The following is a 14,656-nucleotide window of genomic DNA, read 5'->3' on the forward strand; positions in this document are numbered from 1 at the left end:
GGGCGTCTCCTTTGATCTCTAGGTAGGCAGGCCGGCGCGCTTGCTCAAGCACCGGCCGCCAAGCTTTGTTGCGCTGGCGGCAAGCGGGGCTTGTGGGCGGCGAGTAGCGCATCGGGGAGCGCGAACGATACCGGCCCTGCGGTGTAGAGCAAGGTGGCGCCGATCCGGCGATCGGGGAAGATCACGCGCAGCGCCTCGGCATAGGCCGCCATCTGGCGCAGATGATAGATTGGCACGTCATCGACCGTGGCGGGCACGCGCCGCCCGGTCTTGAAGTCGATCAGCTCGACCGCATCGTCGGTGACGAGCAGCCGGTCGATCGTCCCGGCGACCACCAACCCGTCGCCGATCACCGCCGTCACTGGCGCCTCGGCCAGCGCGTCGGGCCCGAACAGCGCGGCAAAGCGCGGATCGTCGAGTACCGCACACACCGTCGCCACCAGCGCATCGCGCGCGTGGGGATCGGCCACCTGCCCCACGTCGCGCAGCCAGCGGTCGGCTGCCGCCGCGCGGTCTGCGGGTGGCACCGGCGGCAGACGCTCGAACAGCGCGTGGATCAACCGCCCGCGCTCGGCGGCGGCGCGCATCGCCGGGCTCGGTGGCGGGTCGGCGACATCGTCCTCGCCCAGCGCCGACGGCGCGAGCGGACGCGGCGGGCGCGCTTCCTGCGGGGCCGCGCGCCGTGCCCAATCGGGGAGATCAGGTCGGGCGGCCGCACCCGGCGCCTCACCGGCCTTGGTGGCGATCGCCTGCTGCGGCACGTGCCCCTCGAAACACCGCGCCTCATCCTCGACCAGCGGCACGCCGAGCGCGGTCAGCGCACGATCAGCGGCGGCGTACCAACTCGCCTCGGGCGGCACGCCTTTCGCGCGCGGCCCCAGCGCCCCGGCGATGACGAGTTGCTCCTCGGCGCGCGTCGCCGCGACGTAGAATAGCCGCCAATGCTCCTCGAGTTCGCGCGCTTCGGAGGTTGCGGCCAGATCCGCGATCTCGCCCCCGCGCTCGATGGTGCGCGGGCGGAAGATCGGGATCGCGTCGCGCGCATCCTCGGGCTTCCAGCTCAGAATATCGCGCCGCACCGAGGCGGGGTCGGCGGTCGCGTCGGCGAGGATCACCACCGGCGCCTGCAATCCCTTGGCCCCGTGCGCGGTCATCACCCGCACCGCATCGAGCGGCGCCGACGGGTCGCGCACGATCTCGACATCGCCGCGATCGAACCAGTCGAGGAAAAGCTGGAGCGAGGGCGCCGATAGCGTCTCGAAATCGAGCGCGGCGCTCAGCAATTCCTCGATCGGGTCGCGCGCTTCCTGCCCCAGCCGCCGGATCAGCTTGCGCCGTCCGTCGAGCGGCCCGGTGAGCAATTCCTCGAGAAACTGGTACGGCGTCGCAATATCGGCGCGGTTCAACATCGCCTCAAGCGGCGCGAGCCGTTCCGCAGGCTGCGTCGCGCGCAGATGACGCCATAGCGGCATTCGCGACGGGCGCGGCGCGGCGGCGTGCATCAAGTCATCCTGGGTCCAGCCGATCAGCGGCGACACCAACAGGCTCGCCAGCGCCAGATCGTCCTCGGGTTGGAGCGCGAAACGCACCGCGGCGAGCAGATCCTGCACCGCCAGCGGCGTATTGAGCCGCAGCCGATCGACCCCCGCCACCGGCACACCCTCGGCATAGAGCCGCGCGACCAGCAGCGACGCCAGTTCGCCACGCCGTTTGACGAGGATCAGCACATCCTCAGGCCGGATCGGCCGCCCCTTGCTCGCCAGCGTACCGCTGTTGATCATGTCGCGCACGCTGCGCGCGATCTTGCCCGCCAGCGCGCGCGTCGCATCGCCGACCCAGCCCTCTTCATCCTCTTCCGGATCGCCAACATCGTCGCTGACCGCAGGCCACAAGGTGACGCGTCCCGGTCCGGGGACTTCGCTGGCATGGACCTCGACTTCGCCGATCTCGCCCAGCGCGGCCGCGCCGACCGTCGCGATCGCAGCATCGACAAATTCGAGCACTGGGCGGGTCGATCGGAACGATTGCGTCAGCGACAGCCGCTCGAACGGCACGCCCTCGCCCGCCAGCGGATCGAAACCCTCCCCCGCCAGTCGCTCGAAATACCGCCCCGCCCACGCGAAATTGAGCGGATCGGTGCCCTGGAAGCCGAAGATCGCCTGCTTGAAGTCGCCGACGGTGAACAGCGTCCGCACGCGATCGCCATGCCGGCCTTCGCCGGCGAAGAATTCCTCGGCCAGCTTGCCGATGATCGTCCATTGCGCGAGGTTGGTATCCTGCGCCTCGTCGATCAGGATATGTTCGGTCGCCTGGTCGAGCTTGTAGCGCACCCATTCGCCCATCCCCGGCTGTTCGAGCAACGCCACCGCGCGGCCGATCAGATCGTCGAAATCGACCGCGCCTGCGCGGCGCTTGGCGAGCGCATAGCGCTCGGCATAATCGAGCCCGATCTCGAGCCCGGCCGCCAGCAGATCGGCATAGGCCGCGCGCGTGCGCATCGAGACCAGCGCGGCGCAGGCCTCGTGCAGCCGGCTTGCGGCCTCGGCATAGCCCTCCTCCTGCGGCGCCTGCCCCTTGCCGAACGAGCGCATCTCGCCATCGGCCTTGGCCCAGACGAGATGCAATTCATCGAGCGTCGCCGCACGATCCTCGCTCGAACGCGCGCGCCACGCCGCGATGGTGTCGGCACGCGCAAGCCCGTTCTTGGTCCCCCACGCCGCGTTCATCGCGGCCACTGCCGCCAGCGACGCGAGATCGAACGCATCGTCGTCACATGCCGCGACCAGCGCCGCCTCGATATCACCAGCGGGCAGATCGAGCGCGCGCCGCACGAACGGCGCGATCCCGCCTTTGGGCAGCGCCGACAGCCCGGCGCGCGCGCGGGCGCAGGCGATCAGGAAGCCCTCGGCCCCGCCCTCGCCCAGCCGCAGGCTGAGCGCGCCGATGGTGTCGATCACATGTCCGCGCCCCTCGCGTTCGGCATCGACCAGCATCTCGGCCAGCGCCTCGCGCGCCAGCACCGCTTCCTCGCGCGCTTCGAGCGGGCGGAAACCGGGCACCAGCCCCGCCTCGATCGGGAAAGCCGACAGCAGGCTCTGCGCGAAACCGTGGATCGTCTGGATGCGGATGCCCCCGCCCGGCGCATCGAGCACCTTGGCGAACAAAGTGCGCGCGCGGGCCACTAGACCCGGATCGAGCGGATTTTCGCCCAAAGCGGCGAGATCGTCCTTCACCCGCCGCTCGGGCATCCGCACCCAGGCGGCGAGCCGCGCGCTGATCCGCGCCGCCATCTCGGCCGCGCCCGCCTTGGTGAAGGTGAGGCACAGGATCGCCCCCGGATCGACCCCGCGCAGCAGCAGCCGATAGACGCGCGCGGTGAGCACCTGCGTCTTGCCCGTCCCCGCCGATGCCGACAGCCAGACATGCGCGCCGGGCGCACTCGCGCGCGCCTGGCTGCCCAGCAGGCGGGGCAAGGTGCCGATGCCGTCAGCGCTCACGGCCATACCATTCGTCGCGGCGCATCAACTGGTCATAGTCGGCGTAAGGCGCATAATCGGGCACCAGTTTGGCGGTGAAGCCGCGCATCCCCGTCAGCCAGTCGCGCGCTGCCTCGGTGAAATGGTGCGCGGCGATGCTCGTGAAATCGGCGGTCGGGATGCGATCGCGCTTGCCCGCCGGATCAACCGGGGTGGCAATATAACCGAATTGCCCGCCGCGCTTGCTGATCGACCAATATTCGAACGCCTCGGCGATGCCCGTGATATCGGCAAAGCCGCCGCGCTCGGCGATCAGCCCGAGCAAGCCGAGCTGCATCGAAAACCCCGCGCGCACCGCCGCAGCCGAGGGCGGCTTGCCGGTCTTGTAATCGACGATCCCGATCCCGCCGCTCGCCAGCCGGTCGATCCGGTCGGCGGTGCCGTTGAGCGTCACTCCGGCAATGTCGATTTTACCGCGCAATTCGGCAGCGAGCACGCGCCTGCCCTCGCTTGCCTGCGCCGCCATCGCCTGCCCGATCCAGCCGATCGCCTCGTCGAGCCGCGGCCACCACAAGGCGCGCAGCATCGGATGCGTGCGCGCATCGTGCATCATCGCCAGCGCACGCGGGCGCAGCGCATCGAGGCGGCAAGCGTCCTCGCGCGTCCAGATTTCGAGGATGCGATGCACCGCCGTTCCGCGCCACGCCGCGCTGGGATCGGCATCGACCGCGTCGAGCGGCATCAGGCGCAGCACGCGTCGCGCGTAAAAAGCATAAGGGTCCGCCTTCAACCGATCGACCTCGGTCACCGAGATCATCGTCGGGCGCAGCGCCGGCGGCGGCACCGGCTCGGGGCGAGCTTCGGGCATATGCGCACCCGGATCGTCGAGCGCGCGCGTCCAGCCTTCGAGGCCGCGAGCGCGGGTAATCCCGCCTGCGATCGCCTCGAGCCGGAGCCAGAAGCGCGAGGGGATCGCGGGCGACCGCGCATCGCGGCGCGGGCGCGTCAGCAGCACCTGCGGCGCGCCCAGCGCCTCGGCCAGATCGTGCGCGGCCAGCCCCACGCGGCGATCGAGCCCCGGCAGCCCCAGTTCGGCACGGATGCGCGGCGCCAGCCACGGATCGGGCGCGGGCTGGCCCGGCCAGATGCCTTCGTTGAGCCCGCCGAGGATCATCAGATCGGCGGTCTGCAACCGCGCCTCGATCAAGCCATAGATCGCCAGTCGCGGATGCCCGCCCTGCGGCGGCCGTACCGCGGTCTCGTCGAGCAGCGTCCGCACCAACGGCGCGAGGCTGTCGGGCGCGATTTCGGGCGGCCCCAGCGCGGCGCGTGCTTCGAGTTCGGCGAACCATTCGGCGAGCGCACGTCCCGCCGGCCCCGACCACAAGGCATCGCCGCACAAAGCGATGGACGCCTCACGCAGCGCCGCGAGCAGCGTGCCCAGCGGTTGCGGTCCATCATCGAACACTGCGCCGATCGGCTCGAGCAACGGCCGCGCGTCGCGCCACCATGCCTGCGCCCGCGCCCGGATCGCACGGGTGCGCTCGTCGCCCTCGGCCAGATGCGCGTCGATCCCATCGAGCCCGGGTGCCGGACGCGGGCCGCGCAGCGCGAGATCGAGCGCGCGGGCGCCATCGAGCCATGCAAGCCGCGCCGCACCGAATCGCACCAGCGGGTGCTTGAGCAAGGCGAGCAGCGCGACGGGCGCGAAATGCTGTGCCGCGGCCTCGGCAAGCGCGATCAGCAGCGTGCCCGGCGGCAGGATCGACAGCGGCCGTCCCGCCGAATCGTCGATCGCGATGTTCCAGCGCGCGCAATGTGCCGCCACCCGCCGCGCCAGCGCGCGATCGGGGGTCACCAGTGCCGCCGTCCGGCCCGGCGTCTCGAGCGCCGCGCGCAATGCCAGCGCGATCGCCTGCGCCTCCTCGGCGGGGGTCGCGAGTTCGACGGCGGTGACGTCGGTGAGCCGCCGGTCGGTGCCCGCCAGATCGGTCCATTTGCCGGTGTAATCGGCGGGCGCGAGCGCGTTGGCGACCGCGCGGCCACGGATCGCACCGGCATCGTGTCCGCCGCCCTCGCGCCAGGTCTCGACCTCGCCGCGGTTGATCCCCATCCGGTCGAGCAGCAGCTTCAATTGGAATTGCGGGTGCGTCTCGATCGATCGCGCGCGGCGGCCGGTGTCGGGATCGGGCACATGCGGCCCCAGCGCCTGCCATTCGGCCTCGGGCATGTCGATCGCGAGCCCCGGCAGCACCACCAGCCCCTGCGGCAGTTCGGCCACGCAGCGCAGCAGCCGCGCGATCGAGGGCGACGCGGTGGTCACCCCCGCCGCGCAGACGAACCCGGTCGGCGGCGCCGCACGCCAGCGTGTCGTCAGCCGCACCATCAGCCGCGTGCGCCGCTCGGCCAGGTCGATCCGCCCCAGCCGGCGCAATTCCTCAGGCCAGCGATCGAGCACGATCCGGAAAAGATCGAGCGACCGCTGCCAATGCGACGACAATTCCGCCGCCATCTCGAGCGTGCCGAGCCGCGACGGCGCGACATCCTCGACCAGCAATTGATCGAGCGTCCGCGCCAGCTCGCCGGCGAGCCTTACCGCCTCGGCCGCGTCGATCGGCTGCCCGGCCTTCGCGCGCTCCTGCTCGACCAGCCGCGCGAGGATCATCCGGCGTTCGAGCGGCGCGACTGCGGGGGCGACGGGATCGGGATCGTCGGCGGGATCGAGCGCGGCGCCCGCCGCTTCGTCGAGTTCGGGATCGCCGATCGCGACCAGCCGTGGCAGCAGCAGCGCGCCGCCGCTCGCCCGCACAAAGGCATCGCGGACGCTGCGCTGCGCGCGGTTGCTCGGCAGCAGTACCAGCCCGCGCGCCAGCGTCATCCGGTCCTTGCCGAACCGGCGGATCAGCCCCGCTGCCAGCGCATCGGCAAACGCGCGATGCGCGGGAATCGTGAAAAGCGCGGGCCGGGCCGGGTCAGCCATGCCCAATCACGGCCTCGGTCGCCGGAATCGCCTCAGGGGTGCCGACATCGAACCACAGCCCCTGATGGACGACGCCAAACGCGCGCCCGGCCGCGATCGCGCGATCCCAGAACAGATTGGTCGAAAACGGCCCTTCGGGCGCATCGACCAGCAGCCGCGGCGACAGTATCTGGACCCCGGTAAAGACGAACGGCGCGACGCGGCTGCGTCCTCGTCGGCCGGTGATCCGCCCATCCGCCGCAAGCCGAAAATCGCCCTGCCCGCGATGATTGTTGGCACGCGCGAGCGGTACCAGCAGCAACAGCGCATCCATCCGCGCATCGTCCCACCCCGCAGCAAGCTCGCGGATCGCATCAATGGGGCCATCGATCCATAGATTGTCGCTGTTGACCACAAGGACCGGATCATCGCCGAGCAGCGCGCGCGCATGGATCAGCCCGCCGCCGGTCTCCAGCAAGCGTTTGCGCTCGTCGGAAACAAAGACCTCGATGCCTTTGATGCGGTTCTTGACATGCGCTTCGAGCGCGTCGGCAAGGTAATGGACGTTGACCACCGCCCGTTTGACCCCCGCCGCCCGCAACCGATCGAACACATGGTCGATCAGCGGCTTGCCCGCGACCTCGATCAACGGCTTGGGCCGCGTCGCGGTCAGCGGCCGCATCCTTTTGCCGAGCCCCGCCGCCATCACCATCGCGGTTTCGGGCACCGCAACGCCCGGATCAGGGCGCAGCGCCAGCGTGCGTTTCGCGGTCATGCGACCTCCATCGGGTCGCCGCGCTTGTCGGCAGGAACATGGGCGGCGAACCATGCCGCGACCGGCGCCAGCACGGGATCGGCAAGGTCACGCTCGAGATACCGCCACACACGCGGGCACATCGCGGCGTAGCGCGGCTTGCCGTCGCGCTTCCACAGCCGCGTGAAGATGCCCAGGATCTTGGCGTTGCGCTGCGCGCCGAGCACCGCATAGGCCGCGGCGAAATCCGCCCCCGCCCCGGTAGCGCGGGCATAACGGTCGCGCATCGCGGTCTCGATCTCGGGCGCGACGTCGCGGCGTGCATCCTGGAGCAATGAAACGAGGTCGTATGCGGGGTGTCCCGCCAGCGCATCCTGGAAATCGAGCAACCCAAGCCCCTTGCCGTCATCGATCAACATCAGATTCTCGGCATGGTAATCGCGCAGCACCGTGACGGTCTCGCGACGGTCGAGCGCGGTGCCCAGCACCGCATCCCACGCCGCGCGATAGCCCGCACCATCGACGTCGAGTCCGACCGCGGGGCAATACCAGTCGACGAACAGCCCCGCCTCGCGCTGTAGCTCGGCGCGATCATAGGGGCGCAGCGGTCCCGCCGGGTGCTTGTGAAGCGCGACCAGTACATCGATCGCGGCGGCGTAGAGCGCCTCGCCCGCCTCGGGTCGCGCATCGACCGTCTCGCGCATCCGCACGTCGCCGAAATCCTCGAGCAGCACGAGCCCCAGCGCCACATCGTCGGCCAGGATCTTGGGCGCCGCGAAGCCTCGCTCACCAAGCCAGCGCGCGATCGCGATGAACGGCCGGGCATCTTCATGCGGCGGCGGCGCATCCATCAGCACTGCGCGGCCTCTAGTGCCCGACACGCGGAAATAGCGGCGGAACGAAGCGTCACCGGCCAGCGGAGCGATCGTCGCGCCGCCCCAGCCGTGCGCTGCGAGAAAATCGGCCGCTGCGGCCGGCGGAATCATGTCTGCAACCATCGCTCTTTCCAAGGCGCGGGCACGTCGGCTGTCAAGGAGCGGGCGCCGTCGGGTGCGATCGCCAGCGTCAGCGCGAGCGCCTCCGGCCAATGCCCCGGCGCACGCTCGGGCCATTCGATCACCAGCACGGAATCGTGCCGCGCCTCATCGAGCCCGAGTTCATCGAGTTCGGCGGGCGATTCGATCCGGTAGAGATCGACGTGCAGCACCGGCAGCGTCACCTCGGGCACGTCATAAGGCTGGACGATCGCGAAGCTCGGCGACGGCGCGTCACCCTCGAGCCCGAGCGCTGCCAGCAACCCGCGTGCGATACTCGTCTTGCCCGCGCCGAGCGGCCCCGACAGCGTGATGACATCCCCCGCACGGACCAGTTCCGCCAGCCGCGCGCCCAGCGCCTCGCTCGCGGCAGCATCGGCAAGCCTGATCGTCATCGCGGCAGTTCGGCGAGGATCACCGTCCCGGCGCCGGGCTCAGCCATCAGCTTGATCGTGCCGTCATGCGCCTCGACGATCTGCCGTGCGAGCGGCAACCCGAGCCCCAGCCCGCGATCCCCGGTGGTTGCGTCGGCGTCGGTGCGATCGAAAGCATGGCCGATCGCCTCGGCGCTCATGCCGGGGCCGTCGTCCGACACGACGATCCGCGCCGCCTGGCCGGTGCCGTCGGTGTGGAGCAGCACCCGCCCGCGCCGTGGGGTGCCGGCGATCGCGTGGCGCAGCATATGTTCGATCGCCTGCTGGAGCCGCCGCACATCGCCCTCGACCGCCCCGGTCGATCCGTCGATCTCGATCGCGAAATCGATCGCCCGCTCACGCGCGAACGGCACCAGCGCTTCGGCCGCCGAACGCGCGATCTTCGCCAGATCCACGGTGCCGCGAGACAGATCGGGCACGGTCGCCGCCTGCTGGGTCAGCCCGAGCACATCGTCGATCAGCAGCCCCAATTTGGCGGTCGCATCGAGGATCGCGGCGACGTAGGAATCGGCCTCCTTGCTCAGCGTGCCCGCATAGCCGCCGTGGAGCATCTCGGCGAAACCGCTGATCGAGGTCAGCGGGGTGCGCAATTCGTAGCTCATATTGGCGACGAACGCGGTCTTGACGCGGTCGGCGGCTTCCAGCGCGTCGGCGCGCTCGCGCAGCGCCTGTTCGATCCGGCGGCTGTCCGAAATGTCGAGCATCGTGAACAGCGCGTTGCCATCGGGAAGGGGCACCGCGGCGAATTCGAAATGGCGCCCGTCGGCAAAACCCACGCGCCCGCCGCGCTGCTGGCGCTCGACCGTCGCCGATCGCACCAGTTCGCCGATCAGCGACGCGCGTGCGGGATTGGAGAGGCTTGGCGCGGCGGCCTCCGCCAGCGCATCGACGCGCGGGTGCGCCGCCAGGAAATCGTGATCGAACCCCCAGGCTTCGCGGAAACGGTTGTTCCAGAGCTGCAGCCGGCCATCGGCGGCGAACACCCCCAGCGCCTCGAACAGATTGTCGAAGGTCGCGGTGCGCACGCGCAGCAGCGTGTCACGCGCGCTGGCGAGCTGGACCTCCTCGGTGCGATCCTCGAACACCAGCAGCAACCCGCCATCGGGCAACGGCTGCGCCAGCACGCGCAGATGTGCGCCGCTCGGCAGATGCCAATGCTCCTCGATCGTTTCCTCATCGGCGTTGAACCACGCCCGCCGTTCGGCCTTCCAGCTCGGAAAGTCGCGCACTTCGGGCACGCGGCTCGCCTCGCGCATCCGTTCGAGCACGCGATCGAATTCGGGTTTGTCGGCCAGCCATTCGTTGCGCATCGCAAACAGACGGCGGAACGGCAGGTTGCAGAATGCGAGCGTGTGATCGGGGGTGAATTGCGCGACCCCCGCCGACAGCCGGTCGAGCATCGTACGCTGCGCCTCGCCCAGCCGCCGCATCCGCGCGCGCGCCTGATCGAGTTCGTCGATATCGACCGCAAAACCCGCGACCCCGCCGATCGGCAGCGGGATATCGTGGACGCGCAGCATCCGGCGCGCGCCGTCGATCGTCGCCGGCATCGCCTGTTCGGTCGGTTCGCCGGTATTGCGCGCCTTGGCCGCGCCCGCGAGCGGCCCGCCCAGCCCGGCGCCTTCGACCAGTTCGATACCGCGCGTGACGACATCCTCGGCATCGCGTCCCTCGACCGCGCGGACATAGGCCGAATTGACCATCGCCAGCCGCAAGTCGGCGTCGCGATACCACATCGGCAGCGGCGCGGCCTCGATCAGCCCGGTCAGCGCCTCGAACGCGTCGCGCAACTGTGCCGCTTCGGCCTCGGCACGCTCGACTTCGGTGCGCGCCTCGGTCGCGTCGAAAAACCACAGCAGGGCCGATCCCGGCCCGGCGACATCGACCGGCGCGCGCAGCCCGCGGATCATCAGCGTCCGGTTCGATCCCTGCGCATGGATCGCGTGGTCGAAGGCACGTCCCGATTTCTGCGCGGCGGCCGTCTCGCGCAGCAACACCGCCAGATCGTGTTCGCTCAACCCGGTGTCGGCGGTCCCCAGTTCGGACAGGTAACGCGGCCGGTTCGCCAGCCCCAGCCAGTCCGTCAGCCGCTCGGGCGGCGCGATTCGGCCATCGGCGCCGACCACCACCGCCAGCGCGGGGGCAGCGGTGAGCATCGCGGCGAGCCGGGCGTGCTCGTCGGTCAATTGCCGTGCCGCCAGCCGTGCGCGCAACCCGGCAAACAGGATCGCGATCGCCGCCGCCAGGACGACGAACAGCGCCACGCCCGCCAGCACGGTCTGCCAACCGATCTCCGTCATCGCCCCGCGCCGCGGCCGCCATCAACTTCCATGACTCCGCCTTAAGCGAAGGCATCCCATTCGCAAACAGCGCAGCGCGCGGACAGGCAAAGGAAGCCGGGGATGAACCCGACTTCCTCCGACCTTCCCCGGCTCAGAACTTGACGCTGGCCCCCACCTTGAAGCTGCGGCCGAAGAACGCATCGAAATAGGTCACCGTGCCGCCCGCGGCGGGCACCGGGAACGGCGGCCCCTTGTCGAACACGTTGTTGACGATGAACCGCCAGGTGAAATTGTCGTTCACCTTGAGCCCGATCGTGGTGTTGAAGAAGCTGACCGCCGGCACCCGTGGGAATTCATAGGTCGAATCGGGTGAATCGGGGTCGATCTTGGTCTTGCCATAATACAGCCACTGCCACGACCAGTTGAATGGGCCGTTGTCATACGCAAGGTTCACCGTCGCCTTGTGCGGCGAATACCCAATCGAATTGCGTAGCGTCGTCCGGTCTCCCTCGCCGACCCGCACCACCAATTTGTCGGTATATTGGTAATTGGCGGACAGATTGATCGAACTGCCGTTGCCCAGGAACGGCGTATCATGCTGATACCCGACCTGCGCGACGAGCCCGCGGAACTTGCGCGAGGCCGCGTTGGCGAAGCCGGTTTCGATGAAGGTGATCTGGCTGTTCGCGTCGCGGGTGAAGTTTGAACACAATGGCGACGGGAACGTGGGGCTGTCGTAGCATCCCTGCAAAACCTGATCGGCATCGAGCGATTCGATCGCCCCGGTCAGACGAATATCGATCCAGTCGACCGTGGCATTGAACCCCGGCAGGAAGCGTGGCGCCACGATCACGCCGAAGGTCAGCGCCTTCGCCTTCTCGTTATGGAGATCGGGATTGCCCGACAAGGTTCCACGCGCTGTGAAGTCGACGATATTCGACTGGAAGTTCGCCGGCACCCCGGCCGCGGCACAATTAGCCTGCCGCGTGGCGGGGTTCGGCCCGCCGTTGATGAACCGGGCATCGCACGGATCGTCCGCCGTGGTGAAAATCTGGCTCGACGGATTGAACAATTCGGTCACCGCCGGCGCGCGCACCGAACGGGTGTAATTGACCCGCGCCGCAAATCCGGGGACGAATTCCCATCGCGCATCGCCGGTATAGGTCCAGTCGGCGCCCGCCAGCGAATTGTCGATATAGCGCGCCGCGCCGTGCAGTTCGAACGCGTTGACGAACGGAATATCCTGCGATGGCCCGATGATCGGCAGGCGGAGCTCGCCGAAGAACTCGTCGGTGTTGAACCCGCCCGACACCGGATCGATCGGCACCGATCGGCCGAACTGGGTTCGCTCGCCGGTGGGATCGTTAGGGTCGGGTATCCCGTAATAGAAAGTGCCGGGATCGAACCGCGCCTTCTCGTCACGATGCTCGTAGCCGAGCGCATAACCGACGCCACCGCCCCAGATATCGAACAATTCGCCCGAGACCGATGCGGTGACCACCCATTGCTCGTTGACCGCGCGGGGGTTGGCGATCGTCGTCACATAATCGCGCGCGGCCTGCGATATCTGTTGCCCGAACGGATTGATCGGCGCGCAGGTGCTGCTGAGCGTTTCGATCGGCGCATTCTGATAGCCCGGTGCGCAGACGATATTGCCGCTCGGATCGAGCACGGCATTGAGCGCATTCTCAAAATTCTGCTGGACGAGCACGCGCTCGCGGCCTTGCGTGGTCGAGCGGCCGTAATTGCCGACCAGTTCGAAATTCATCTCCTTGCCCAGCGCCTGGAAGGTCCCGTCGAGCCCACCGACGAAGCGATAGAGTTCAACCGTCGATGCCCCCGCGCCCGAGGTGAGATCGGTGTTGGCGCGCCCCAGCAGGAACGTGTCCTGCGAATCCGAATCGGGATTGCTCGCCAGCGCGGCGATGATCGCATCACGCGCCGCCGGCTTCAGAAACGGATTGTTGATGCTGATGACCATGTTGCCGTCGGGATCACCGGCACGACCGAACAACCCGGTATTATACACCGGCTGATCGCGAAGCTGCTCGCCGCGGCTATTGGCGTACCAGCCTTCGGCGAACAGCCGCAAATTGGAGGTGAGCTGGAAATCGGCGAGCGCGGTGGCGAGATAGCGCCGCACCGGCGACAACAGGTTGCCCGGCAGGACGAAGCCGTTGCCGCCGTTGAAGTTGAGCAGATTGCCCGTTTGCTGGCCGAAATTGATCGGAACGAGGTTGCCGTTGACGTCGAACGCCAGCGGGTTGCCCGCGGCGTCGGTGACGCTGGGCTGGAATCCGAAACTGGCGGCTTGCGCTGGCGACAAGGGAATGCCCGGGAAAAGCTGCTCGCCTTCCGCATTGTAAATCCCGTCCATCACCAGCGGCACACCATATTGGCTCAGCGATGGCAGGCGGCGATCACCGATATAGACGTTATCGAACGGCGAGTTGCCCAGCGGGGTCGTGAAAAAGCTGTTGAGCCGCTTGCCGGGGCGGGCGAAATTGGTCAGCCCCGCTTCCTCATTATATTCGCCCGCGACGGTGATGTTGCCGCGTCCGCCCGCGAAATTATACCCCGCAAGGCCGCGCACGCGGAAATCGCGCCCGTCGCCGTCCTCGCTGATCCCATATTGGGCGTCGAGCGTGATGCCCTGATAATCATGCTTGGTGATGACGTTGATCGTGCCCGCGATCGCATCCGAGCCATAAATCGGGGCGCCGCCAACCGCGATCGTCTCGACGCGATCGACGATGATCGTCGGGATCACATTGAAATCGACCTGCGATCCCGCGCCCGTCGGCCCGAAGATCGAACTGGTGTTCGAACTGACGAAGCGTCGCCCGTTGACGACGGTCAACGTCCGCTGGTCGCCGAGGCCGAAGAAATTGACGAAATTCTGCCCCGAACCGAACGCCCCGGCCTGCCCGCCGACGCGGCTGCTGCCCGGAACGCCGAACGACGGCAGATCGTTGAGCGCGTCGCCGACATTGGAATAGCCGCGCTGCTCGATCGTGCTCGAATCGAGCACCAGTGTCGGTTGGCCGGTGTCGATATTGCGGCGTGGAATGCGCGAGCCGGTGACGACGATCTCGGAACCGGGGCCCTCGTCGGCGGTCGCTTCATCCTGCGCGGCGACATCAGCCTGATCGGGGGCCTGAGCGGGTTCGGCCACGCAGGTGGTGCCGTCCGCGCTCGCGACGCTGCCGTCAGGGCAAGTCGCCGTGGCAGGTTGATCGGTTGTCGTCTGGGCAAAGGCCGGTGTTGCGGTGGCGACCGCAAGCGCAAAAAGCGAACAGGCCCCAAGCCGGGAGGGTGACGAAAGATACGCTACACTCATCAGGCGCTCCTCGCGTTGCGAGTTGCCCCCCGGTGACGTTCATTAAGCTCCCAGGCGTACGCCTTGGCAAGGGCATGTGCTTGATTTCATTGCAGCGTTGCAGCGCAGCAACAGCGCCCGGGCGACACGAGGAATCGTGCCGCCCGGTACGGCTCAGTAACGATAGTGATCGGGTTTGAAGGGACCTTCGACGGGGACGCCGATATAGTCGGCCTGCTTTTTGGTGAGGGTGGAGAGGTGGACGCCGAGCTTGTCGAGGTGGAGCGCGGCGACCTTTTCGTCGAGGTGCTTGGGGAGCACATAGACGTCGTTCTTGTACGCCTCGGGCTTGGTGAACAGCTCGATCTGCGCCAGCGTCTGGTTGGTGAAGCTCGACG

8 protein-coding genes are annotated in these 14,656 nt (G+C 68.4%); all 8 read right to left on the bottom strand.

What is annotated here, in order from left to right; translation table 11 throughout:
• Positions 1–44: 44 nt before the first annotated feature.
• A complete protein-coding gene (addA, locus tag NFE57_RS10850; protein WP_252135596.1) occupies positions 45–3,503 on the bottom strand; it encodes a double-strand break repair helicase AddA in 3,459 nt (1,152 codons plus the stop codon).
• On the bottom strand, positions 3,487–6,456 hold the full coding sequence (addB, locus tag NFE57_RS10855; protein WP_252135597.1) for a double-strand break repair protein AddB: 2,970 nt from the start codon (positions 6,454–6,456) through the stop codon (positions 3,487–3,489). Before addB ends, addA begins: the two co-directional genes overlap by 17 nt.
• Positions 6,449–7,210 carry a nucleotidyltransferase family protein gene (locus NFE57_RS10860; RefSeq protein ID WP_252135598.1) on the bottom strand — a complete coding sequence of 254 codons (762 nt, stop codon included), beginning with the start codon at positions 7,208–7,210 and terminating at the stop codon, positions 6,449–6,451. The genes addB and NFE57_RS10860 overlap by 8 nt, the downstream gene beginning before the upstream one ends.
• Positions 7,207–8,175: an aminoglycoside phosphotransferase family protein gene (locus NFE57_RS10865; protein WP_252135613.1), complete on the bottom strand. Its 969-nt coding sequence runs from the start codon at positions 8,173–8,175 to the stop codon at positions 7,207–7,209. The genes NFE57_RS10860 and NFE57_RS10865 overlap by 4 nt, the downstream gene beginning before the upstream one ends.
• Entirely contained in the window at positions 8,172–8,618 is a 447-nt protein-coding gene (tsaE, locus tag NFE57_RS10870) for a tRNA (adenosine(37)-N6)-threonylcarbamoyltransferase complex ATPase subunit type 1 TsaE (protein ID WP_252135599.1), read from the bottom strand. The genes NFE57_RS10865 and tsaE overlap by 4 nt, the downstream gene beginning before the upstream one ends.
• Positions 8,615–10,957, bottom strand: coding sequence for a PAS domain-containing sensor histidine kinase (locus NFE57_RS10875; protein WP_252135600.1), 2,343 nt, complete (start codon positions 10,955–10,957; stop codon positions 8,615–8,617). The genes tsaE and NFE57_RS10875 overlap by 4 nt, the downstream gene beginning before the upstream one ends.
• Before the next feature lie 133 nt (positions 10,958–11,090).
• Positions 11,091–14,114 (bottom strand): TonB-dependent receptor domain-containing protein, encoded by a 3,024-nt coding sequence (locus tag NFE57_RS10880; protein ID WP_252135601.1) that lies wholly within the window; start codon positions 14,112–14,114, stop codon positions 11,091–11,093.
• 318 nt (positions 14,115–14,432) lie between these two features.
• Positions 14,433–14,656, bottom strand: a 224-nt coding sequence (locus NFE57_RS10885) for an adenosylhomocysteinase (protein WP_252135602.1), incomplete at its 5' end; no start/stop codon positions are given.

Origin of the sequence: Hephaestia sp. MAHUQ-44 (assembly GCF_023806085.1) — a bacterium.
Classification (GTDB): domain Bacteria; phylum Pseudomonadota; class Alphaproteobacteria; order Sphingomonadales; family Sphingomonadaceae; genus Sphingomonas.